20 protein-coding genes, 1 other RNA gene and 1 other annotated feature are annotated in these 24,577 nt (G+C 37.4%); all 21 genes read right to left on the bottom strand.

Translation table 11 applies throughout. The features are described from left to right. Nucleotide 1 precedes the first annotated feature (1 nt). The 21 genes from gatC to gltX all read right to left on the bottom strand — a co-directional run bounded on the left by gatC (nucleotide 2) and on the right by gltX (nucleotide 24,576). A complete protein-coding gene (gene gatC / locus E7L28_RS01975; RefSeq protein WP_004695967.1) occupies nucleotides 2-292 on the bottom strand; it encodes an Asp-tRNA(Asn)/Glu-tRNA(Gln) amidotransferase subunit GatC in 291 nt (96 codons plus the stop codon). Between the two features lie 161 nt (nucleotides 293-453). Next, a complete protein-coding gene (gene ligA / locus E7L28_RS01970; protein ID WP_195394819.1) occupies nucleotides 454-2,457 on the bottom strand; it encodes an NAD-dependent DNA ligase LigA in 2,004 nt (667 codons plus the stop codon). An 81-nt stretch (nucleotides 2,458-2,538) separates the two neighbouring features. Further along, entirely contained in the window at nucleotides 2,539-4,728 is a 2,190-nt protein-coding gene (pcrA, locus tag E7L28_RS01965; protein ID WP_278457011.1) for a DNA helicase PcrA, read from the bottom strand. 217 nt (nucleotides 4,729-4,945) lie between these two features. After that, a complete protein-coding gene (locus tag E7L28_RS01960) occupies nucleotides 4,946-5,887 on the bottom strand; it encodes a manganese-dependent inorganic pyrophosphatase (protein WP_012864426.1) in 942 nt (313 codons plus the stop codon). A gap of 155 nt (nucleotides 5,888-6,042) precedes the next feature. Beyond that, complete coding sequence (locus E7L28_RS01955) at nucleotides 6,043-9,225, bottom strand: efflux RND transporter permease subunit (protein ID WP_287531188.1); 3,183 nt, start codon at nucleotides 9,223-9,225, stop codon at nucleotides 6,043-6,045. Between the two features lie 14 nt (nucleotides 9,226-9,239). Beyond that, complete coding sequence (locus E7L28_RS01950) at nucleotides 9,240-10,367, bottom strand: efflux RND transporter periplasmic adaptor subunit (RefSeq protein ID WP_004695978.1); 1,128 nt, start codon at nucleotides 10,365-10,367, stop codon at nucleotides 9,240-9,242. Nucleotides 10,368-10,612: 245 nt separating this feature from the next. Then, nucleotides 10,613-11,230, bottom strand: a complete 618-nt coding sequence (locus E7L28_RS01945; protein ID WP_287531190.1) for a Type 1 glutamine amidotransferase-like domain-containing protein — start codon at nucleotides 11,228-11,230, stop codon at nucleotides 10,613-10,615. Nucleotides 11,231-11,422: 192 nt separating this feature from the next. Continuing rightward, nucleotides 11,423-11,764: a transfer-messenger RNA gene (gene ssrA, locus E7L28_RS01940) on the bottom strand. Nucleotides 11,765-11,901: 137 nt separating this feature from the next. Beyond that, the gene (bioF, locus tag E7L28_RS01935; protein WP_316711415.1) at nucleotides 11,902-13,059 is read right to left on the bottom strand and encodes an 8-amino-7-oxononanoate synthase; all 1,158 of its coding nucleotides are present in this window, start codon (nucleotides 13,057-13,059) and stop codon (nucleotides 11,902-11,904) included. A 4-nt stretch (nucleotides 13,060-13,063) separates the two neighbouring features. Then, on the bottom strand, nucleotides 13,064-13,792 hold the full coding sequence (locus E7L28_RS01930; RefSeq protein WP_004695984.1) for a 6-carboxyhexanoate--CoA ligase: 729 nt from the start codon (nucleotides 13,790-13,792) through the stop codon (nucleotides 13,064-13,066). Then, nucleotides 13,792-14,292, bottom strand: a complete 501-nt coding sequence (locus E7L28_RS01925) for a hypothetical protein (RefSeq protein ID WP_004695986.1) — start codon at nucleotides 14,290-14,292, stop codon at nucleotides 13,792-13,794. The genes E7L28_RS01930 and E7L28_RS01925 overlap by 1 nt, the downstream gene beginning before the upstream one ends. Nucleotides 14,293-14,446: 154 nt before the next feature. Further along, nucleotides 14,447-14,917: an SsrA-binding protein SmpB gene (smpB, locus tag E7L28_RS01920; RefSeq protein WP_004695987.1), complete on the bottom strand. Its 471-nt coding sequence runs from the start codon at nucleotides 14,915-14,917 to the stop codon at nucleotides 14,447-14,449. Between the two features lie 8 nt (nucleotides 14,918-14,925). Further along, complete coding sequence (rnr, locus tag E7L28_RS01915) at nucleotides 14,926-17,289, bottom strand: ribonuclease R (protein ID WP_008714023.1); 2,364 nt, start codon at nucleotides 17,287-17,289, stop codon at nucleotides 14,926-14,928. A gap of 58 nt (nucleotides 17,290-17,347) precedes the next feature. Beyond that, nucleotides 17,348-17,584 (bottom strand): preprotein translocase subunit SecG, encoded by a 237-nt coding sequence (gene secG, locus E7L28_RS01910; protein ID WP_004695991.1) that lies wholly within the window; start codon nucleotides 17,582-17,584, stop codon nucleotides 17,348-17,350. A 5-nt stretch (nucleotides 17,585-17,589) separates the two neighbouring features. After that, on the bottom strand, nucleotides 17,590-18,264 hold the full coding sequence (gene sigH, locus E7L28_RS01905; RefSeq protein ID WP_004695993.1) for an RNA polymerase sporulation sigma factor SigH: 675 nt from the start codon (nucleotides 18,262-18,264) through the stop codon (nucleotides 17,590-17,592). 73 nt (nucleotides 18,265-18,337) lie between these two features. Beyond that, a complete protein-coding gene (locus E7L28_RS01900; RefSeq protein ID WP_004695995.1) occupies nucleotides 18,338-18,871 on the bottom strand; it encodes an NYN domain-containing protein in 534 nt (177 codons plus the stop codon). Between the two features lie 2 nt (nucleotides 18,872-18,873). Beyond that, a complete protein-coding gene (gene rlmB, locus E7L28_RS01895; protein ID WP_004695997.1) occupies nucleotides 18,874-19,605 on the bottom strand; it encodes a 23S rRNA (guanosine(2251)-2'-O)-methyltransferase RlmB in 732 nt (243 codons plus the stop codon). A gap of 1 nt (nucleotide 19,606) precedes the next feature. Then, entirely contained in the window at nucleotides 19,607-20,083 is a 477-nt protein-coding gene (locus E7L28_RS01890) for a Mini-ribonuclease 3 (protein WP_101928324.1), read from the bottom strand. Further along, a complete protein-coding gene (cysS, locus tag E7L28_RS01885; protein WP_004696001.1) occupies nucleotides 20,073-21,521 on the bottom strand; it encodes a cysteine--tRNA ligase in 1,449 nt (482 codons plus the stop codon). The genes E7L28_RS01890 and cysS overlap by 11 nt, the downstream gene beginning before the upstream one ends. A gap of 49 nt (nucleotides 21,522-21,570) precedes the next feature. Beyond that, nucleotides 21,571-21,777: a binding site (T-box leader), on the bottom strand. A 239-nt stretch (nucleotides 21,778-22,016) separates the two neighbouring features. After that, nucleotides 22,017-22,988: a bile acid:sodium symporter family protein gene (locus E7L28_RS01880; RefSeq protein WP_008601073.1), complete on the bottom strand. Its 972-nt coding sequence runs from the start codon at nucleotides 22,986-22,988 to the stop codon at nucleotides 22,017-22,019. 118 nt (nucleotides 22,989-23,106) lie between these two features. After that, complete coding sequence (gltX, locus tag E7L28_RS01875; protein ID WP_008714033.1) at nucleotides 23,107-24,576, bottom strand: glutamate--tRNA ligase; 1,470 nt, start codon at nucleotides 24,574-24,576, stop codon at nucleotides 23,107-23,109. Nucleotide 24,577: the final 1 nt, after the last annotated feature.

Below are 24,577 nucleotides of genomic sequence, written 5' to 3'. Positions count from 1 at the left end.
CCTATTCTTGTACAACACGAGGCACTTTAAAGTACCCATCTTCTGCTTCTGGAGCATTGGATAAAGCTAACTCATGATCAAGGGATGGTTTCTTTTCATCCTCTCTAAATACATTGTGTAAAGGTACAGCATGAGCCATTGGTTCAACACCATCTAGTTCTAATGCATCTAGTTCAGCAACATAGGTCAAGATGTCGGACAACTCTTTTTCTACATGTGCCATATGTTCTTCTTTAACTTCCAAACGTGAAAGCAAGGCGATTTTTTTTATTTCCTCTTGGCTGATTTTCATCGGAACACATCCTTTCATAATTATTTATTATAAAGCATAGATGTATTATTTTCAAAGGAATTACTATACCTGTACAGAGGCTTTACGTAGGACGGAGTAAGCAGGTATAGTAATTTCTTTTTTTTACTAATTAATGCTAATAAAACGGGGCCCATCAAAAATTAAATATCTTCTCCGAGTTCTTTTAATAGCTCTACGAACTCTTCTTCGTTTATCACACGAATACCCAATTCATTTGCTTTAGTGAGTTTACTACCACTATCTTCACCAGCTATAACAAGTGTTGTCTTCTTAGAAACGGAACCAGTAACCTTAGCCCCATGAGCTTCAAGGATTTTACCCGCTTCAGTACGTCCCATCACCTCAAGCTTGCCTGTGAGAACGACGATTTCCCCTTCCAATTGATTGCCTGCAGCTTCTACTACATCTACAGTCATCTTAAGACCTGCTTGGGTTAAGCCTTCAATAATTGCCACATGTGATGGATCTTGACGATATTCAATAATGCTATCTGCCATTGTGGGACCGATTTCTTCAACTGCTACTAGCTCATCCTTAGTAATATTCATAAACCGTTCCATAGATTTTACCACATTAGCTATAGTGGTAGCAGCCTTAGAACCAATTAAACGGATTCCTAAACCATATAAGACTCGATCCAAACCGCGTGATTTAGAATCATTAATAGCCTTCACCAAATTTTCTGCAGATTTTTTACCCATACGATCCATTGTAACAAGTTGATCCACAGTTAAGTGATATAAATCAACCACATTTGTAATTAACTTGTTATTGATCAAATTTTCTACAATACTAGGACCAAGGCCATCGATATTCATAGCGTCACGAGAGGCAAAGTGAATAATTTGTTCCTTTTCAATGGCTGGACAATGTTTATTTGTACATCGAACTGCCGCTTCTCCTTCACGACGAACTGCAGGAGATTCACATACAGGACATGTATTAGGAATTGTAAAAGGAATTTCAGAACCATTTCGCTTTTCAGGAACAACACGGATAACCTCCGGAATGATTTCCGCCGCCTTGTGAATGATAACGTGGTCACCAATACGAATATCCTTTTCATCGATAAAATCTTGGTTGTGTAATGTGACTCGGCTTACGTTCGTACCAGATACAAATACGGATTCAAGCTCACCAGTAGGAGTTAGAACCCCTGTGCGACCTACATTAATGGTAATATCTTTAAGGATTGTTTCCACTTCTTCAGGTGGATACTTGTACGCAGTGGCCCATTTAGGATCCTTTGCAGTGCTACCAAGAACCTCTTGATCATCAAAGCTATTTACTTTAATAACCATTCCATCTGTATCATATGGAAGTTCATGGCGCTTATCACCCCAATAATTAATGGCTTCAATTACTTCATCAATTGTTTTACATACACGATAATGAGGATTTACAGAGAACTTAAAGTTCTCTAAGCTCTTAAGCAATTCCTCTTGGCTATGAATATTGGCTCCTACTTCAGAACCTATAGCATATGCGAAAAATGCTAAATTCCGGTTAGCAGTAATAGCTGGGTCTTGTTGGCGTAAGGAACCTGCTGCAGCATTTCGGGGATTTACAAAGGTTGGGAGACCTTCTTCATCACGTTCTTCATTAATACGTTTAAATTCACTATGAGGCATATATGCTTCACCGCGAACTTCAATAAACTCAGGTGCATTATCTAAAAATAATGGAATAGATTTAATGGTACGTACATTAGCTGTTACATCTTCGCCAACGCGACCATCACCACGCGTAACAGCACGGACAAACATACCATTTTCATAGTGTAAATTAACTGCCAAGCCATCGATTTTTAGTTCTACAACATACGAAGATGGCTTATGGCCAAGTTCCTTTTCTACACGATTTCCAAATGCTCGTACTTCATCAGCATTAAATACATTGCTAAGGCTTAACATAGGACGTCCATGAACGACCTTTTCAAAGGAGCCTTCCACCTTCATACCAACTCGTTGTGTTGGAGAAGATGGCACAATATATTCAGGATGAGCAGTTTCTAAATCCACAAGCTCACGATATTTTTTATCATATTCAAAGTCGCTCATAGTAGGAGCATCCTTTACGTAGTATAAGTACTGCGCATGAGTGAGTTCCTGTTGCAACTCTTTAATTCTATCTTTCGGATCCATTTTATATCCTTTTTTACAGAAATATAGTTATTTAAATAATTGTATATGTTCCCCATTTAACCATATACATAATTAGGATAATCATCCCTTTTTAACTGGTGCAAATTTTGCCATTACAACGCGCACACCTTGTGTAGGAAACTCAATGGTCAATTTCATACCAGCACCTTCACCAGTTACGTTGATTACTTTGCCATTACCCCATTTACTATGAATCGCCGTATCGCCCACCTTCCAGTCGGCAATTACTTCATTGCGTACGATTGGCTTCGTCACGGGGCGGCTAGTAACACTCATATGTTGAGGTACATGACGTTTAATATCATCAGGCACTTTACGCTTAGCACGTAAGCCATCTACTAATTCTTCAGGAATTTCATCGATAAATCGAGATGGTAAATAACTACTAGTACGGCCAAATACTGTTCTAGTAGTGGCATTAGAAATATATAATTCCTTTTCAGCACGCGTAATGCCTACATACGCAAGACGACGTTCCTCTTCAATTTCTTCAGGGTTCATCAAGGTACGACTATGAGGAAATAAACCTTCTTCCAAACCACATAAGAATACAATAGGAAATTCCAGACCTTTTGCGGCATGTAATGTCATCAATGTCACCTTAGACTCTTCTTGCTCAAAAGAATCTACATCATTGACAAGCGCGACTTGCTCTAAAAAGTCCTCTACAGTACCAGATGGATTTGTATCTTGGAAGTCTTTTGCCACAGATAAAAGCTCACCAATATTCTCAGCACGAGCTTGATCCTGCGGGTCTGTACTCTCTTCTAATTGTGCCAAATAACCTGTTCTATCTAGAATAGATTCCAAGATATCTAGTACAGTTCGATTCTCCATTTCAGATACAAGAGTAAAGATGAGAATACCAAATTCTTCTAACTTTTCCTTAGTTTTTCCCTTAATAGAATCAATTAAATGTAATTGCGTAAGCGTCATAAATAAAGATGTACCATTCGCACGAGCATATTCTTGTAGCTTAGCAACCGTAGTGGCCCCAATACTCCGTTTAGGCACATTGATAATACGCAACAAGCTCAAATCATCAAAAGGATTGTATAATACACGTAGATATGCTAAAACATCTTTAATTTCCTTACGATCATAGAACTTTGTGCCCCCTACCATCGTATAAGGTAAGGCCCGCTTAATGAGTGCTTCCTCAAGGACACGAGACTGGGCATTTGTACGATATAAAATGGCCATATCCCCATATGGAACATCGTGAATATCATGTTTCTTTGCGATTGTGTCACCGATAAAAGCAGCTTCCTCATGTTCAGATTGAGCCGTAAAATGCTGAATTTTCGCACCTTCCGTCTTATCGGTCCAAAGATTTTTCTTTGGACGTCCCTCATTATTATCGATAACAGCATTGGCTGCATCGAGAATAATTTTAGTTGAGCGATAGTTTTGCTCCAATTTTATAGATGTGCAATTAGGATAGTCTTTTTCAAAATCTAAGATGTTTTGAATATCTGCACCACGCCAAGCGTAAATACTTTGGTCAGCATCCCCTACGACGGCAATATTCTTCCAATGTGAAGCTAATAATTTCGCCAATAAATATTGTGCATGGTTCGTATCTTGATACTCGTCAATCATAACATAACGGAAACGATGACTATATTTATCAAGAACAGCTGCATTAGACTGTAATAATTTAACGGCTACTAATAAAAGATCATCAAAGTCTAATGCATTATTCTTGCGCAACTCTCGCTCATAATACTCATAAACATCGGCAACCTTTTGTTGGTAAAAGTCTCGCGCTTGTTTTCTAAAATCAGAAGTAAAAAGCAATTGATTCTTAGCATCTGATATGGCGGCTATCATAGCCCCTACTGGATAGTATTTATCATCCAAATTTAACGCTTTCAATGCGGCCTTAATAACAGCTTGGGAATCAGATGTGTCATAGATAGTAAAATTGCTGTTATACCCTAAGAAACTATCGATTTCAAAGCGTAAAAACTTAGCACAAAAGCTATGAAATGTACTGAGCCAAATACGATTTGCCACATCGCCTACAAGACCTTCTACACGGCTTTTCATTTCTTTCGCCGCTTTATTGGTGAAAGTAATGGCCAATATTTCATAAGGATTAACACCTTGTGCCAATAAATATGCAACACGAACTGTTAAGACCTTTGTTTTACCAGATCCAGCACCGGCTAAAATCAATAAAGGGCCTTCCGTATGCTGGACAGCTTGTTGTTGTTCTTTATTTAAACCTGTTAATAATGAATTCATCGGAATACACCTATTGCCCTTACATATGCAATACAAACTCCAAATATACATAAATAATCATTAATAAGCTGTGAAACAAGTATGTATAGTTAAAAGCTAAATTATTATATAAATAAACACATCTATAATAGCAATTACAATATACATGCAATATACTTGAAGCCCTATAAATAGAGAAGAAGAACGTTGCGAGCAACGTTCTTTTTTAGTTTGTATACTATTTCATAGCACCAAGAATTGGTGGTACAATTTGTTTTTTACGAGACATAGTATTAGGTAAGAATACACCATTATCTTTTATTTCTTTTTCAAATGCTTTAGTAACTACAGCTTCTACATCGCCACTAAACAACAATGTTGTACTCTCATCGAGAATATTTGTAATCATGATGTAAGATGCATCGTAGTTATTAGCATTGCGAAGCGCTTCTAAGGCTTGTACTAGTTCACCTTGTTTAGCCAATATATCAGTTGTATCCATAACAGAAATTTGACCGATAGAAATAGTCTTACCTGCTTCAGAGAATTCTTTCATGTCTGTACGAACGATATCATCGTTAGTTAAATCAGAAATATCTGCTCCCGCTTTCAACATATCTAGCCCATAGGACTCAATATCTACGCCAGCGATTTCAGCTAATTTATGAGCCATTTCTTTATCTGTTTCTGTACATGTTGGAGAACGGAATAACACAGTATCAGAAATGATAGCAGATAACATCAAGCCTGCAACGCCTTTAGGAATTTCTTGATTATTCTCCATGTACAACTTAGTAATGATTGTATTAGAGCAACCTACAGGTTCTAAACGCATGAATACAGGTCCATCAGTTTCGAAGTCACCAATGCGGTGATGATCGACAACACCACACATATTCATGGATTTATAGCCATCAATTATTTGTTTGGATTCGTTATGGTCTGTTAAATACAAATTACCGCCTTCTGGAGCAAACTCTTCCCAATTTTTAACAACTTGAGGGTGAGCAAAGCCAAAATGGTTCAAAATATATGTTGTTTCTTTGTTAGCTTCACCTGCACAGACTGGAGTTGCTGGTGTCCCCATTTGTGTTAGTAAGTTAGCAAAGGAAATAGCAGAACAAATTGAATCAGTATCAGGGCTTTTATGACCTGCTACATATGTTTTTACATCACTCATAATATACCTCTTTTATATTAATTTCATACTTAATATCGACTTACGTCAATCCGATTTTTAACTATATCATTATATCATAAATCATACAAAAAAACACGCCACTACTAGGTAGTGGCGTGTTTTTAACATTCTATAAAATAATCTAATATAAATGATTAGTCGTGATTCTTTTTGCGGTTTGTAAACAAACCAGGTCCAATTGTTTCAATGATGATAAACAACATTGGGATGATAAAGATACCAAACAATGTAGCTGTTGTCATCCCTGCTACTACAGTAATACCCATAGAAGTACGTGCACCAGAACCAGCACCACTAGATACTGCCAATGGTAATACACCAAGGATAAATGCAAAGGATGTCATCAAAATTGGACGCAAACGAATTTTTGCAGCTTCGATAGCAGCATCAACAACATTCATACCACGCTCGTCAACGCGAATCTTAGCATACTCGATAATCAAAATCGCATTTTTCGCAGCCAAGCCAACCAAGGTTAAGAGACCGATCTGCATATAAATATCATTTGCTAAGAAATATCTGCCTGTGAAGTTCAATAAGAATGGTACTAAAGAAGCACCAATCATACCAGATGGTACGGAGAACAATACGGCAAATGGAACCTTCCAAGACTCATATAAGGCAGCCAAGATTAAGAATACAAAAACAAGCCCTAAACCTAGAATCAACATAGTTTGAGAACCGGCTTTTAACTCTTCACGAGATTGCCCTGCCCAATCATATGTATAACCAGCAGGTAATGTTTTAGCGGCGGCCTCTTTTAATGCATTGATAGCATCACCAGAGGAATATCCTCTAGCTTGAGAACCACCAATTTGTACGGCCATCGCATTATCAAAGCGAGTAATGCTAGATGGTGTACCCGTTTGTTCCTTTGTAATATAGTTAGAAACAGGTACCATTTGGCCATTACTATTTCTAACAGCTAACATATTAAGCTGATCTGCATTTTGACGATATGCGTCTTCCGCTTGGACTACAACCTTATAGTTTTTACCATAAGTAGTAAAGTCGTTAACTTGAATACTACCGTAGAACCCTTGCAAAGTGGTAAAGATATCAGCTAATGCTACACCATCTTGAGCCGCTTTTTCACGATTTACATCAAATTGTAATGTCGGCGTAGATGTATCAAAAGTAGTATAAATGGATTGAATTGCTGGGCTCTTACGAGCTTCCGCAATAAATTCATTAGTACGATCAGCCATAACTTGTGGACTATCGCCAGCTTTATTGATGATGTACATACTAAAACCACCAGTTGTACCCAAACCAGGAATGGATGGTGGATTCATAGCAATTACAGTTGCTTCTGGTACACCTTGAGCGGCAAAACCAAAGGTTTGACCAACCATTGCATTAATAGAAGTTGCAGCAGTAGTACGATATTTCCAGTCAGACATAGTAGCAAAAATTACACCAGCACTAGACTTTTGACCACCACCTAAAAGGTCAAAACCAGCGACAGTAAATACTTCTTGGAATAATTGTTCATCCTTAGGTTTTTCAGGATCATTTTTTTCTTCCAAGAAAGATGCAATTTTTTCAAGTGTAGCCATAGTCCGTTCAGATGTAGCACCAGGTGGCTCATTAATAGCAATCATGTAGTAACCACTATCTTCAGCTGGTACGAAAGAAGTTGGTAAGAAGTGGAATACTAAGGCTGTACCACCTGCAAATACTAGCAATGTAATAACAATTAAACTTAAACGATGGCTTAAACGCGCTAATTGGATGCCATACCAATTACTGAATCGTTCTAGAGCAGCATTAAACTTATTTAATTGGCGATGTAACCAATCTTCACGATTTTTAGATATATGTGGTTTCAACATTGTAGAACATAATGCTGGTGTCAACACAAGTGCAATAATAGCTGAAATTACAACGGAAACAGCAATCGTTAATGCGAACTGTTTGTAAAGGATGCCTGTCATACCACCCATGAAAGCAACTGGTACAAATACAGCAGTCAATACAAAGGCAATACCAATTACTGGTCCTTGCACATTTTCCATTGCTTTAATAGCCGCCTCTTTTGGAGGTAAACCATTATATTTTAACTCATATTCAACAGCCTCTACCACTACGATAGCATCATCAACAACAAGTCCGATAGCCAAAACCATGGCAAAAAGCGTCAAAGTGTTAATAGAGAAATCTAATAAAACAAAAGCACCAAATGTGCCAAGCAAAGATACTGGCACAGCAATCATAGGAATGATTGTGGATCGCCAAGATTGTAAGAACACATATACTACAACTAAAACAAGGAGCAATGCCTCTACAAAGGTATGCTCAACCTCATTAATAGATGCACTTACGAATTTAGTATTATCTACAACTACGTTATATTGCATATCTGGTGGGAAGGATTTAGATTGCTCATCTAGAACCTTCTTAACATTAGCAATTGTTTCTAATGCATTAGCATCATTTTGTAGGGAAATAGCAAAACCAGCAACCTCTTTATGAGCAGATTTTGCAATGAAGTCATATCCTTCAGCCCCAATTTGAATACGGGAGATATCTTTTAGATGTAATACCTTACCATTAGTGCTTTTAATAGCAATATTGCCAAATTGTTCAGGTGTTACGAGACGTCCATCAATTTTGATAGGATATTGAAAGGCTTGTTCACCATTTGTAGGGTTTTTCCCTACTGTACCTGCTGCGGCTTGTAAGTTTTGACCTTTTATAGCCGCCGTAACTTCAGAGATAGTAACACCAAGTTTTTGCATCTTCGCAGGATCCAACCAAATGCGCATAGAATAATCAGATCCGAACTCCTGTACAGAACCAACACCCTTAATGGATTTGATTGTATCCATCATATAATTGGTACCATAGTTCTTTAAGAATGTTGCATCATATGTGCCATTTGGTGAACTCAAAGAGAATATAAGTGCCATATCACCAGAAGATTTAGTAGTTGTAACACCTACAGCCTGTACCTCTGAAGGCAATTGTGCAAGTGCTGCTTGAACACGGTTTTGCGTATTAACCGCATCCATATCAGCATCTGTACCTTGATTGAACTGAACAGTCAACGAATAGCTACCATTACTGGAACTATTAGATGTCATATAGTCCATATCTTGTACGCCTACAATCTGCGTTTCAATAACACTGGCTACTGTATCATTAACAACTTGAGCAGTTGCACCAGTATAAGCAGTATTAACTTGAACTGTAGGTGGAGAAATTTGTGGATATCGAGCTACCGGAAGGTTCATCATAGAGATAAGCCCTACCAACGTGATAACAATGGCTATTACGATGGCAAAGATAGGTCGATTAATAAAGAATTTCGACACGATCTATCCTCCTTTTATTTTGTAGCTTTCAACTGTTCTTTAGTTAGTAGTTTGCCATTTACTTTTACGCCATTTTTCACCTTAGTTAAGCCGTCAACGATGATTGTATCACCAGCAGCCAAACCAGATTTAATGATCGTTTCATTACCTTTAGTACCACCAATCTCTACTGTCTTTTGTTCTACTACACCAGCTGCATTTACAACATAAACAAAGTTTTTGTCCATGATTTGTAAAATTGCACGACTTGGTACAAGGATTGCATTTTTAATCTTTTCACCAGGAGAAACAACAGTAGCATACATATTAGGTAATAATAAATGATTAGGATTTGGGAAGGACGCTTTCAATACAAGCTTACCCGTAGATTGATCTAAACTCTTAGCCGCTTGCACGATAGAACCAAGTTCATTATATGTTTCGCCATCAGCAAGTTTTAATTGAATATTTGGACCATTAGAATCATCCGTTGTAGGATTCTTCATAAAATCAAGATATTCTTGCTCAGTCATACTAAACTCAACGAAGATTGGATCAATAGAATCGATTGTAACCAATGTAGTAGAGCCAGCCTGAACATAAGTGCCTGTATCTACGTCATCCATGCGTAATGTACCAGAATATGGTGCATATACCATGGTATCCCCCATATTATCTTGAGCAATTTTCACGGATGCTTCATACGCTTCATAAGTAGCCTTAGCTTGCTCTGTAGCACTACGTTGCGTATCTACACGTTGTTGAGCAATCGCATCTTGTGATGCCAAAGTTTCATAACGTTGAAGATCTACTTCAGCATTTTTCAAGTTTGCATTAGCTTGAGCTGCTTGTGCTTCTGCATTAGCAAGACTCGCTTCATATTGACGAGAATCAATTCGATATAATGGTTGTCCCGCTACTACTTGTTCCCCACCTTTTACAAACTTCTCAACAATATAACCACTTACACGAGCATGTACAGCTACAGAGTTCTCCGCAACTACAGTGCCAGCAAATGTTTGATCAACTTGTGTATCACTTGCTGTAAGTTTATATGTATTAACATTAATCTCACCAGCTTGCTGTTGATTGTTGCCACACCCTGCAATCATCACAGCAGACATTACGAGAGCTGCTAACATACGGGAATAACGATACTTCATTATCTGTACTCCTTTTCAGAAACGAATCATTCATGTCACATAATTTCATAAATATCTTTATATATTTTACAGGATTCTATAGATAAAGTCAATTTTTCCGATACCCCTCTACCTTTGTAGAACATAGATAAAATCTGATTAAACCCACATATATTGTATACAACAAAAATGTTAAAAACTATTGACATTTTATATTCAATATGAACTTAAATAGTTTTAGAATTATAAAACTATATATTACTAGTTTACTTTTTTTCAGTTAATACCGTATAACCATGATCCTCAACTAAGATTACTTCATTATTGTTTATCGGCACTAATGGTATCTTATCTTGATAAGTATCTAATGTTTTCTGAGCAGTCTCTTCAAATGGATACTCTCCTAAATGAGGCACAACATAATGATTAAATACATTTACACCCATATAATCATCTAATTCAGATGCTATACTTTTATCATCCATTATCTGATTATATTCAATATTTTCAGACATAATAATTGCGCCAGCAGATTCACCAATATATAATAAGCCTTCTTTGATTCTTTCATAAAGTAGGCCTATAAGATTTTTCTTTTTCAGCTCTTGTAATAGATAAAATGTGTTACCACCAGATATACAGATACATTCAGTCTTTGAAAGTTTATTCTTTAAATAATCTTCATCATATTTAGAAATATCAATAATTTCCAATTCATATCCTAAAGACTTTAACATCTCAACACCTTCATCAATATATCCAGTATATGGTTCAACATTTCCAGCAGTAGGAATAAAAACTATTTTATTCGAAATCATTTTTGAAAGATACTTTTTTGTTATATTTTTTGTTCCTGCTAAATATGACATAAGTAAAATTTCCATGCTTTATCACCTCAAAGACTCTTTATTTAAATTAATTTGAAAATTTTATTATTAATATACAAAAAACCGCCTAAAAATCTACCTAGACGGTTTTAAAACCACTTAATCTGCTTTCCTTTATCTATTATAGCCGAATAATCACAAATTTATCTGTAAGCGCAAACTTATTTCTTAAAATGTACGCTTCTTATTTGGTGGAGATGAGGGGAGTCGAACCCCTGTCCAAGAGTGTTGCCATATAGACTTCTCCGAGCACAGTCTATGATTGAGATCTCGGGTTGCTATCGCTCACAGACAAGCTACACAACCCCAGTTCATATTGTCTCGCCTAATTCATATGAACAACTAAATTAGACCAGCCTACTGTTTGACGTCCATTCACACTTGGTAGGCACAAGTATGAGGGACGTAGCTTATGCAGCTAATGCAAAATTTTCTTCTGCGTTTAAATGTTTTCCCACCGTTTAACGGCCTCATGGAACGCCGACTCGCTATCTATACCACACGCACCCCTGTCGAAACCTTTACATCCCCGTGCGTCGGTCTCATAATTATAAGCCCATTTAATACAGCTGTCAATTATATAGAGCCTTTATAATTCAGTTAAATCTATAACTTCTAGATTACTTTATCCACTACTACAAATGAAGCTATTATATAGAATCATAAAATTAATTCAATTCTTTGATAGCTTTATCCAATGTCCGGCACACATAATCAATTTGTTCTTTATTATGAGCAGCTGTAACGGTTAAACGAATTCTACTTTCACCAACAGGAACTGTAGGCGGACGTATCGCTGTACCTATAATTCCAGCATTGTATAGATAATCAGATACTGCTAGTGTATCTTCATTACTTCCGATTAATATTGGGAAAATTGGAGTTTCATTGGTCGCTTCAATTCCCATGGCAATCAATTGAAGAGCCATATAGTTTACGTTCTCTTGTAAACGTCCTAATACAGATGTATCAGACTCAAGAATATGCAACGCAGCCAGGGCTGCCCCTATGTCAGCAGGAGATAATGCAGTGGAGAATATAAAGCTACGACTCATATTCACAAGATAATCAATGATGGTGCTATTAGCAGCTACATAGCCGCCAACAGAACCTAACGATTTGCTCAATGTACCTAGCTGAATATCCACTTCTTTCTCGAGACCATAATAAGCAGCCGTTCCATGACCGCTACCAATGGTCCCCGTCGCATGAGCATCGTCTACCATAAGTAAAGCATTATACTCACGGCTAACCTCGTAAAGCTTATCTAATGGGGCTATATCGCCATCCATGCTAAAGACCCCATCTGTGACAATGAGCTTATGTGCATTACGATCTACTTGTTTAAGTAAACACTTTAACTTCTCTACATCACAGTGACTATAGGCTTTTACAGTAGCCTTACTCAATCTACAACCATCAATAATACTAGCATGGTTTAATTCATCGCTAAAAATGGTCATATTTTTATCTGCTATGGCAGAAATAGTACCTACATTTGCCATGTAACCCGTATTAAAGACGAGAGCTTTTTCTGTATTCTTAAATTTTGCTAGTTCTCTTTCAAGATCTGTAAACAAGGGAAATGTACCGGATACCAGACGCGATCCACCTGATCCAGTACCATATTGTTGAGCTCCCTTAATGGCCCCCTCTATTACACGTTCATCAAAAGTAAGACCTAAATAATTATTTGACGCCATCATCAAATATTCTTTATCATTTCTTTTAACACGTACTGCGTCTATAGGGCAATATTCCGTTAATGTACGCAAATTTAGGTTATTGATTTTATTATTTAATTGCTCTTGGAAGAATTTATACATACAATCACCGCTGAACAAGTACTGGTGCTTTTTCCAAATACTTGATTACACAGTCCACATCAGTATTTGGTTTAACAAAAAATACACGCCCTCCTAGATTAGATCCAAATTCTTTCATGCTAGGAATTCGATGGTAAATATCATTGCAAGCAACATAGCCTACTGTGTAATCAGGATCATCAGACCAACATAATTCACCTACAATCCCCTCTGCAGATTGCACTTTAGAAGCCAATACTAAGGCCTCTCTCATATGTTCATTTTCCCCTAGTTTTTCAGAGTCAAAGGAGTCCATATGACTCACGCGAACACCACGGTTACCAGAATCTATGCGCTCACCAGAAATTGCATCAACCAACATAGCACCTCGCATAGATGAATCTAAACCTTCTAATAGAAAAATAGCATGTTTAACAGCAGTTTCACTAATATCAGCGCCCTGTAAAAGTTCAACAGCTAATTGATGTGCCTCGGCAACAGTATTCGCCAAATGTTCATTTACCTTTAAACATTCTATATATGTAATTGTTTCTGCAGGAATTAAGTCCACTGTAATATTAATAAAATCAGCTGTCCCCTTACTATGATGCAGCGCTCGTTCGGCTAAAGACTGGGCAATAGATCCAACTTGATTTAAGGTCACAATGCGTTCTGCGCCAGAAATATGGTGGCCCCCGTTTTCATGGGGACCACCTTGAGCCGCGCGCATACGCACACTATATAATTCGTCCATTATGATACCTTACCTTTAACTACATTACTTTGAGGTACTTGGTTGTGAATTTTATAGAATACTTTCACAAATACTGGTGCCATAATTACTGTAAAGATCATACCTGGAACTGCGAGAGCTATCATCGGTAATGCAGCCTTACCAACGTATAAAGACAAAGATAATCGCGCTAAAGCAGATGCAATTGGACCAGAAACCATAATACCTATCATGTGATTATGGCAGATCCAAAGGATTAGTCCCACAATGAGCCGGAATTGCATAGCAATCATAACATTTAAAATGGTTTGAGTACCTAATGCTAAGCCTATTAGACTAGATAAACAACCACTTATAATATACTTTTTAAATCCGAATACGGCACATATCGCTACCGCCAACGGGGCTGATAATTGAAACTCTATACCTGGAATGACATTAGGTATTTTAATAGCCCCTAATACAGTAATCATGGCAGTTAAAATAGCAACCTCTGTAATGTACCGAATGTTCTGATTCATAATGTATCTCCTCTACTTAGAAAATGTCAACTACAAACATCTCTTATTGTTTACATTATAAATTCTCACTGTATTTTTATCAACCACTAAAAATAACATAGTTAACAAATATACAAAAAGAACCAAGCCATATCGACTTGATTCCTTATAATTCTTAATATTTTTGTTGCTCTTTAATTCGCTTAGCAATATCGCGCTTGGCATCACGTTCCGCCATATCTTGACGCTTGTCATAAAGTTTCTTACCAGTTACTAGACCCACAGTAACCTTTACATAACCGTGACTAAAATGAAAGTTTAGCGGCACTAAAGAAAATCCTTTTTCCTTAACTTGAGCATGTAACTTATTGATTTCAGATTTATGCATCAATAACTTGCGTGTCCGCTCCGGTTCATGGTTAAAACGATTACCTTGTTCATACGGACTGATATGTACACCATACAATAAAATTTCCCCTTTATCTATACGACAAAAGCTGTCCTTAAGATTAAGCTTACCTTGACGAATAGACTTTATTTCAGTTCCTGTTAAAGCAATACCAGCTTCATAGGTTTCATGAATATGAAAATCATGACGCGCCTTACGATTGTCAGCAATAAGCGATGGGCTAGATTTCTTTGCCATATTCTCCTCTATCGTTTACGTTTACTTTTAGATTTTTTAGATTGACTACGTTTTGTAGCTTTATTTGACTTCTTGCGACTCGATTTACCTTTTTTAGATTTTTTACTGAAAGCATCATATCTAGAACGCCCAGCTTTTGAATCATCTCGTTTAGAAGTTTTTCTACCGTTTTTTCGGGATGACTTTCGCCCCTTTAGATTTCCAAAACCATCACGACTAGTAGCATAGTCAGAGCCACTACTCAATTGTTCTTGGATAGCCATCAGATTATCTACTTCACCAAGAACAAAATCGATTTGTTTCTTTTCTACATCGGCTTTTACAAGTGTAACAGTAACCTTTTCACCTAAGTGATAGGTTTTACCTGTCCGCTTACCAACAAGAACAAAATGTTCTTCGTCAAAGAAATAATAATCGTCGTTCATCATGCTAATATGCACGAGACCGTCGATACCATTCTCTAACTCTACGAACATGCCAAAGGAGGTTATGCTCGCAATAGTGCCTTCAAAAACTTCGCCTACAAATGGAACCATGTATTGAGTCTTCTTTAGATCAGTAGTTTCTCGTTCTGCCTCGGTTGCCACTTGTTCTTGTATGGAAGAATGTTCCACAGCACCAGCTAAGAAAGCTTCATCTACATCTCGTTTAGAGTATCCACCCTTCCAGTGCATATCCGCTTTTAAAAGTCGATGTACCATCAAATCCGGATAACGTCTAATGGGAGATGTAAAATGCGTATAGCAAGTGGATGCTAACCCAAAATGGCCGACGTTTTCAATGCTATATTTCGCTTGCTGCATAGAACGTAAGGTCATAATTTGAGCCACTTGCTCAATATCTTGTCCCTTCACTACATCAAGGATTTTTTGGAAATCTCGTGGTGTTACACCATCAGCACTAAGGACAAGAGTTTGACCTAAATAATGTAATACCTTTTGGAATAAATCCAATTTTTCTTCACTAGGATGTTCATGAATACGATATACCGATGTACGTTGAGTATCCTTTAAATGCGTAGCTACCGTCTCATTAGCAATGAGCATACATTCTTCGATAAGCCGCTCTGCCATAGTTCGATCGCGTTTTACGATACGCAACGGTGTACCATCGAGATCAAGTAATACCTTATATTCCGGAAAATCAAAGTCTAATGCCCCTCTACGACGACGCATACGATTTAAAATCTTAGAAATTTCTGCTAAGTCACGAAGCATAGGAATAAAATCTACTAAATCGTCAGGAACAATGTTTTCCTCTAACGCTTTATAAACTTCTTTATAGCTGCAACGACGTCCTACATGGATAATAGACGGACGAATACGATAATTAACAACTGTACCTGAATCATCAATTTCCATCATACACGTCATAGCATAGCGATCTTCGTGGGCATTTAAACTACAAATACCATTCGATAATACCTCTGGTAACATTGGTACTACGCGGTCCACTAAGTAAACTGAAGTCCCCCGCTTGTATGCTTCATTGTCAATAGGCTGGCCTGAAGTAACATAATGACTAACATCCGCAATGTGTACGCCTAGCTCATAATTACCATTTGGTAATTTACGACCACTTACAGCATCGTCAAGATCTTTTGCATCTTCTCCATCGATAGTTACCATTTGTAAGGCTCTAAGATCCCACCGCTTCGGATCTTCATGAACAATAGTATCTATCTTCTCACTTGCCTCAATTACCTCTTTAGGGAATGCAAAAGGAATCTTATGATTAGCCATAATACAGTTGATGTCTAGGCCTACATCCCCCTTATAACCTAAAATTTCTGTTATAATTCCTTCAGGTTTTTTATTGCCTTCAGGCCATTTTGTAATTTTTACTAGTACCTTAGCTCCACTCCGAGCATCTAAAGTATCTTTTAAATCTACAAAAATATCTGTTCCAATACGTTCATCATCTGGTACAACAAAGCCGAAGTGTTGTTGTCTGTCGTAAGTACCAACTATGGTTTCATTAGCACGCTCAATAACATCAACGATGATGCCTTCACGTTTATGTTTTGTATAATCTGATGGTACAATACGAACACGTACCTTATCATTATGCATAGCAGTTCCTTTATTTTGTTCTGCTACATAAATATCTTCATCATCCAGCATAATAACAAATCCATAAGATTTACGATATCCTTTGTAGATACCTTCATATTCTTCATGCTGTTGATCTTCATATCGGTATACATCTGGTCGAGATGAAGTTAATACGCCTTCACGGGCGAGCATTTTCGCAGATCGAATAAACATTTCAAGATCTTTGCCACCTCGAATACGATTATCCATTGCTGCATCCTCAATATGGTATGCATGTGGTTGTATAGATTTATAAAAGTCCAATACCTTCTTCTTCAAGTCTGCACCCCCTTATTAGGATGAAAAAAGAAAAAGCCTGCAAAGCAGGCTTTCATCATTAGAATTGATTAATCATTGCCCCTAACACTAAGCTCAACACAGCAAAGATAATCCCCAATATAATCGTACATTTAGATAAGAAAGCATCTAAACCGCGTTGCTTACCACCAAAAGAAGAGTCTGCCGCACCAGAAACAGCACCGCCCATGCCTGCATTTTTGCTATTTTGTGCAACAACTACTACAATTAATAAAATAGATACGATTACTTCTACAATCATTAAGAAATTTGTCACGACTGTCATCCTTCCTGTGATGCTCGATGCGAGCCCAATACACGATGTTCTAAATACTTCTCTAATTTACGTTTTACCCTTTGTAGCGCATTATCAATAGATTTAACACTACGATCTGTGACCTCAGCCATTTCTTGATAGGAACGTCCATCAAGGTATCCTTCCAAGACTTCCCATTCGAGATCACTTAAAATATGACCAATATTGTGCTCAATATCATCTAGTTCCTCTTGACTGATAATGAGGTCTTCAGGATTTGTAATCTTTGTTGAAGATAGCATTTCAATCAATGTACGCTCAGAGTCCTCTGTATACACCGGTTTATTTAAGGATATATAGGAGTTCAAAGGCGCATGTTTTTGTCTTGTAGCCGATTTAATAGCTGTAATAATTTGTCTAGTTATACAAAGTTCTGCAAAAGCTCTAAAAGACGCTAATTTATCATGTTTAAAATCTCGCGTCGCCTTATAGAGTCCAATCATCCCTTCTTGGATGATATCCTCTCGGTCGGCACCTACCAAAAAATAGGAGCGAGCCTTAGCTCTTACAAAGTTCTTATATTTATTAACAATATAATCGATTGCAAACTCATTTTGCTCTTCCTGAGCTATGACCACAACTTGCTCATCGGTCATTTCCTTGAAATTGTAATCGGACTTGCGTGTATGAATCATTTTCATAAGCTCCTCCTTACAATTGAGCGAGAAAAACCAATATATTTATTATACTGGAACGGTATATGATTTTCAACTATCAATGACCTCGACGCAATTTCTCAAGCTTTTCAGCAACTTCAGGAGATAATAAACCTCCCACTTCATTACGACGCACTGAAAATTGATCACGTCTATGTTCATGAGCATATTGAAGTCGTTCTTCTTCCTTAGCTATACGAATCATATTTTGCAACTCACGAGCAGGAATGCGCAACCCGCCAGAGCCTAGAATTTGATTCTGTTCTGCCCCATCGGAGGTTACAACATATACATTAGTATATTTGCCTTTACGTAAAAATACCTCTCGTTCAATAAAGGAATCCGCCGTTTCTCCATCCTCAGTATACACTTCGATAAATCCACTTGTAATAGATTCAATGGAACCTCCAGATTTTGTATACTTACCATCAAATACAAGGATTACTTCGTAACCCTTAAATTTACCATAGTTCAACAATCTATCTCGAAGCTCCATTCTCGCATGTTCTAAAGACTCATGAGCCAATTTTTTCAAATGAGTCCAAGCAAAAATAACATTATAGCCGTCTACAATTAAAATATCTTTTAGCATGATTATTTCGCCTGGCGTTGACGTACCGCCTCATACATAAGAACTGCAGCTGCAACAGATGCATTCAAAGAATTCAAATTTCCATACATAGGAATTGTTACAAGGAAATCACAAGCTTCTTTTACAACGCGACTAATCCCCTTACCTTCATTACCAATGACTATAACCGTAGGAATTGTCATATCTGCTTCATACAAGGTACGATCACCTTCCATATGAGCCCCCATTACCCAAAATCCTTGTTTTTGAAGTTGTTTAATGGTTTGCACTACATTGCCAATTTGTACAAGTGGAATTTGTTCAATAGCTCCAGCAGATGTCTTTGCAACAGTAGCATTAATAGGCGCATTATGTCGTTTAGGAATGAGTACAGCCGTAGCTCCCGCACATTCAGCAGTACGAATGATAGCTCCCATATTATGTGGGTCTTCAACCCCATCCGTTAAGATGAGTAAAGGAACCTCATGTGTCGTTTCTTGTAATACCTCGCCCAATTCTTTAAATTGAACGGCCGATACAAGAGCTATAACCCCTTGATGTGGTACCTCTAAATCGTACTTATTCATCTGTTTAACTGGTGTTGGTCTAACTTCAATACCTTGAGATTTAGCAAGATTTACAATATCAGCTAACCCTGTTTTTACCTTATCTTCACTGACCAGAATACGTTGAATAGAACGGCCACTTTTAAGGGCTTCTTTAACCGCATTGCGACCTACAATATAATTATCCATACTACATACCTCGTAGAGTTATAGAAAAGGCTTGCCCCAAGATATGCTGTAAGCGCTCATCTTGGCGCGTTTCATAAAGAAATCCTAGTACTGCTTCAAAGGCCGTACTACTGCGATATTCTTGAACAGTACTACTTTTAGGCACGTTTACATTACTATTTCTAGCACGGCGTGCAATAGCTTGTTCATCTTCTGTGAAAGTATTTTCTATTTCTAGCAATACTTTTGCCTGTGATTTAGCACAAATAAATTCAGTAACGATAGTATGTAAGATCTGTACTTTTGTAATATTCATTTGTACTACGCGTTCGCGCACATACATGGAGTATACTGCATCACCGATATAAGCTAGCATAACTGCATCGGCACTTAGGCACTCCTCTATTGTTCGTTTGCGCAAACGAAGCGGCTCTTCTTCAAGAGCCGTTAGTTTCTTTATCGCTTCATTCTTTAAGAATTGAAATTGTTTAAACTTCACGTTTTTTCCACCGTGCACCTTGAGGAGAGTCCTCAATGGTAATACCAATCTCAGCTAATCGATCGCGGATACAATCAGCTAATGCCCATTGTTTTTGCTCGCGACAAGCTTGACGTACAGAAAGAATAACTTGCATTAATTCTTCATATTCAGCAGCATTAGCACCCGTATTGCCTTCCCAAGCTTTTTCAAGAACACCAATAACATCTGTCATAAATTTGAAGATTCGTTTCACTTCAGCAATTGCCTCTTGGCAAACAACGCCTTCTCTACTTGTTACAGCTTGATAGTAGATATTAATTTCTTTTGCAAGACCGAACATACTAGAAGTTGCTAAAGCAGTGTTGAAATCATCACTCATAGCATCCTCAAATTCTTCTTCGTATGCTTTCGCTTTTTCTAATAAGCGTTGAGCTTCATCACATGAGCCTGGCTCACATTTTTCAAGGTAAAGAAGGTTTTCAATAGCTGTGCTTAACCGTTCCAAAGATTTATTAGCTTCTTCTAGACGCTCATCAGAGAAATCTAATGGACTACGGTAATGCGTGCTCAATAAGAAGTAACGCAATGCATCAGGACTATATTGTTCTAAAATATCTTTTACCAAGAAGAAATTATTCAAGGACTTAGACATTTTTTCAGAATTAATAGTGATAAAACCATTGTGCAACCAGTAGCGCACTGCTGGATGTTGACCAGAGCAACCTTCTGATTGAGCAATTTCATTTTCATGATGAGGGAAAATCAAATCGCTACCACCACCGTGGAAGTCAAATTCTGTGCCTAAATATTTTTGGCTCATAGCAGAACATTCAATGTGCCATCCTGGACGACCATTCCCCCATGGGCTTTCCCAATAAGGTTCACCAGGTTTTGCTGCTTTCCACAAAGCAAAGTCCATAGGATTCTTCTTACGACCATCTACTTCAATACGTGCGCCTGCTTCCATATCGTCTAATGTACGACCAGATAACTCACCGTAATGTTCAAATTTCTCCACACTATAATATACATCGCCATCGAGTTCATAGGCGTAGCCCTTGTCAATCAATGTTTGAATCATAGCAATGATATCATCAATATGTGTAGATACACGTGGATAAATGTCTGCACGTTGTACACCTAACGCATCCATTACTTCAAAATAACTATCAATATAACGGTTTGCAATGGTATCCCAAGAGACACCTTCACCATTAGAAGTGTTGATGATTTTATCATCCACATCAGTAAAGTTTTGTACATATGTTACTTTATAGCCTACATGTTTCATATAGCGACGAATTACGTCCCAAGTCACGAAAGGACGAGCATTGCCAATATGAGGATGATTGTATGGTGTGACACCACATACGTACATTTTTGCCTCACCTGGTGTTACAGGATTAAAAACCTCTTTTTGGCGCGTCATAGTATTATAAACAGTAATTTCTCTCATCGTTACCGATGCCTCCAATTTTGTAAAATAAAAAAGACCTCTCATCTCATACAGAGACGATGGTCCGCGGTTCCACTCTGTTAGGTACCAATAGCGATACCCACTCATCGCATAACGGTGCGTCGCCGGACAAACCTACCTATAATCGGAGTGTCAGCTCGTGAATGCATTTCATCTACCTATCCATGAACCCTCCCACCATCGGTTCTCGCTAAAAAGTTAGTTGTAGAGTACTTCTTTCAGTCTCAGCTATTAAAATAATCTATATTCATATATAAAAATATTTTACCAATAAAGCTATAGAATGTCAATATTTACAAGAAAGATCCCCATCTTTCATAGGCAGCTATTCACATATCATAATAGGTATTTTAAATAGCTTAATTAGAAAGATGAGGATATATAATCAGAATATTAAATTACTATTATCATTCATAACAATAGCTTTTATAGTACACAAGTAATAATAATGTCATTACATCAAATCAATTAATATTAAGCATTTTCTAATTTATCTTGATCATCATGTTTACGGCAAATACCTGCAAAAATAGATCCTGTAAAGTTATGAATGATGGAGAATACTGCACCTGCTACCGCAGCTTGTGGTGTAAAGTGTTTTAGTGCTAAAGATACGGATAATGCAGAATTTTGCATAGCCACTTCAATTTGCATAGCACGACGAGAAGACACATCAATACTGAGAGCTTTACATATAAAGTATGTCACAACATAACCACTCAAATTTTGTACTAAACACGCTACAAAAATAATGAAACCAGTTTCGGCAATTTGCTTTTGGTTAACTGCAGTTACAGCTGCCAAGATAAGCAATACCGCGATAGCTGCAATGGTTGGACATACAGATTTTACAGGTTCAATTTTTGCGCCAATAAAGTAATTCAATACAATCCCCAAAATAATTGGTACTAACACGATTTTTACAATGGATATAAACATTGGCATAAATTGAATTTCAATAGAAGATGTTGCACCTGCATATAATACGACAAATAAAGGCGTTAAAATAGGTGCCAATAATGTGGATACAGTTGTTGCTGATACGGATAAGGGAACATTACCATTTGCAAGGAAGGTCATTACATTAGAAGCAGTACCACCAGGACATGCACCCAACAAGATAAAACCAATCCCAACTTCTGGAGGAAAATTAAATGCTAAGGCTACTAAGAAACCTGCCAATGGCATCCATAAGAATTGGATTACGGATACGAGAATAACCTTCATTGGTTGCTTAAATACATCAATAAAGACTTGAGCCGTTAATGTTAACCCCATCGCAAACATAACAAACTGTAGCATGTAAGCAATATATGGAGTCATCCAAGAAAATACTGCAGGTAGCATATATGCTAAAACAGCCATCAATAGTACTATCCAGGATAGATAACTATTGAATAAGTGATTAATAGAACGAATAACACTCATAAAAACACTCGCTTTCATAATAAATCAAAATTTAATACGCCGATTATTATAGCATTTCTATAGAATATTAACAACACATACAAAAGGAGTTCACATAACACTTGTTACGTGAACTCCTTTGATTAATTGATCAAATTTATTTTGTTAATGCACCTACATTATCTAAACGATGTAAGCACTTTTCTTTACCAAGTAATGTAACAATATTATTCAAATCCGGACCATGCATTTGACCTGTTAAAGCTACACGGATTGGCATAAATACGAATTTACCTTTTAAAGAGGTTTCTTTCATTACGGCCTTGATTGTTGCTTTTACAACTTCAGGTGTAATTTCATCAAGTTCAGCCAATGCATTCCGGAAAGCGCCGAGAACTGTTGGAGCTGTTTCTTCATTCAATACAGCACGCAACTCCTCTTCATGCCCCTCTTCAAGGAATACTGTTTCGCCCATAAACAATCCTACATGATCTTTAATTTGAGCACCATAGCTAATATGATCACGGAATGTAGAGCATAATAATGTCAACCAATCAATATCAGCTTGATTCAAGCTATCTGGAGCTAAACCAACCTCTTTCAAATGCGGTAAACAAAGGTGGAATAACTCTTCATCACTCAAATTCTTCATGTAGTGGAAATTTATATGGTTCAATTTATCAATATCAAACACAGCAGGATTTTTCGCTACCCGATCCATAGAGAAAGCCTGAATTAATTCATCTTGTGTGAAGAATTCTTCTTCACCTTCAGGAGCCCAACCAAGAAGTGCCAAGAAGTTTACAAGTGCTTCTGGCAAGTACCCTAATTGTTTGTATTGTTCAACAGAAGTAGCACCATGACGTTTAGACATTTTCTTGTAGTCTTTACCAAGAATCAAGGAAATATGACCAAACTTAGGGACCTCCCAACCTAAAGCTTCATAAATAGCCATTTGACGAGGTGTATTAGATAAATGTTCCTCTGCACGAATAACGTGAGTGATCCCCATCATATGATCGTCCATTACTACAGCAAAGTTATATACAGGAATGCCATCAGATTTTACAATTACAAAATCACCAACGCCATTAGATTCAAAGGATACATGCCCACGTACCATATCATCAAAAGCGTATGTTTTATTCAACGGTACACGCAAACGAATTGTAGGTTTACGACCTTCAGCAATGTATTTAGCCTTTGTCTCTTCATCTAAGTGTTCACAATGACCGTTGTATTTTGGTGTTTCCCCACGATCCATTTGATCTTGACGCACCGCATCTAACTCTTCAGGTGTGCAATAACACTCATAAGCTTTACCTTCATCCAATAAGCGTTGTGTTACTTCTTTATATAAATCAAGACGTTCTGTTTGACGGTAAGGACCATTATTACCACCCACATCAATGCCTTCATCCCAGTTCATGCCAAGCCATTGTAAGGAAGCTTTAATATTCTCTTCACTTTCACGTGTAGAACGAGCTAAATCTGTATCTTCAATGCGCAATACAAATGTGCCTTTTTCCTTACGTGCTAATAACCAGTTAAATAAAGCAGAACGAGCACCACCAATATGGAATGGACCCGTAGGGCTTGGAGCAAAACGAACTTTCATGGAACTCATG

Origin of the sequence: Veillonella parvula (assembly GCF_032575955.1) — a bacterium.
Taxonomy (GTDB): Bacteria; Bacillota; Negativicutes; order Veillonellales; family Veillonellaceae; genus Veillonella; species Veillonella parvula_J.
This window is presented reverse-complemented; position numbering and strand designations above follow the sequence as displayed.

What these genes read in the sequence shown, in the direction of transcription:
- cysS (WP_004696001.1), bottom strand. Translation starts at nt 21,521, where the DNA reads ATGAGAGAAATTACTGTTTATAATACTATGACGCGCCAAAAAGAGGTT.
- E7L28_RS01925 (WP_004695986.1), bottom strand. Translation starts at nt 14,292, where the DNA reads ATGAATCAGAACATTCGGTACATTACAGAGGTTGCTATTTTAACTGCC.
- E7L28_RS01900 (WP_004695995.1), bottom strand. Translation starts at nt 18,871, where the DNA reads ATGCTAAAAGATATTTTAATTGTAGACGGCTATAATGTTATTTTTGCT.
- E7L28_RS01880 (WP_008601073.1), bottom strand. Translation starts at nt 22,988, where the DNA reads ATGAAAGCGAGTGTTTTTATGAGTGTTATTCGTTCTATTAATCACTTA.
- gltX (WP_008714033.1), bottom strand. Translation starts at nt 24,576, where the DNA reads ATGAGTTCCATGAAAGTTCGTTTTGCTCCAAGCCCTACGGGTCCATTC.
- bioF (WP_316711415.1), bottom strand. Translation starts at nt 13,059, where the DNA reads ATGTATAAATTCTTCCAAGAGCAATTAAATAATAAAATCAATAACCTA.
- ligA (WP_195394819.1), bottom strand. Translation starts at nt 2,457, where the DNA reads ATGGATCCGAAAGATAGAATTAAAGAGTTGCAACAGGAACTCACTCAT.
- sigH (WP_004695993.1), bottom strand. Translation starts at nt 18,264, where the DNA reads ATGAAAATGATTCATACACGCAAGTCCGATTACAATTTCAAGGAAATG.
- E7L28_RS01930 (WP_004695984.1), bottom strand. Translation starts at nt 13,792, where the DNA reads ATGGACGAATTATATAGTGTGCGTATGCGCGCGGCTCAAGGTGGTCCC.
- E7L28_RS01950 (WP_004695978.1), bottom strand. Translation starts at nt 10,367, where the DNA reads ATGAAGTATCGTTATTCCCGTATGTTAGCAGCTCTCGTAATGTCTGCT.
- rlmB (WP_004695997.1), bottom strand. Translation starts at nt 19,605, where the DNA reads ATGGATAATTATATTGTAGGTCGCAATGCGGTTAAAGAAGCCCTTAAA.
- E7L28_RS01960 (WP_012864426.1), bottom strand. Translation starts at nt 5,887, where the DNA reads ATGAGTGATGTAAAAACATATGTAGCAGGTCATAAAAGCCCTGATACT.
- E7L28_RS01945 (WP_287531190.1), bottom strand. Translation starts at nt 11,230, where the DNA reads ATGGAAATTTTACTTATGTCATATTTAGCAGGAACAAAAAATATAACA.
- smpB (WP_004695987.1), bottom strand. Translation starts at nt 14,917, where the DNA reads ATGGCAAAGAAATCTAGCCCATCGCTTATTGCTGACAATCGTAAGGCG.
- pcrA (WP_278457011.1), bottom strand. Translation starts at nt 4,728, where the DNA reads ATGAATTCATTATTAACAGGTTTAAATAAAGAACAACAACAAGCTGTC.
- gatC (WP_004695967.1), bottom strand. Translation starts at nt 292, where the DNA reads ATGAAAATCAGCCAAGAGGAAATAAAAAAAATCGCCTTGCTTTCACGT.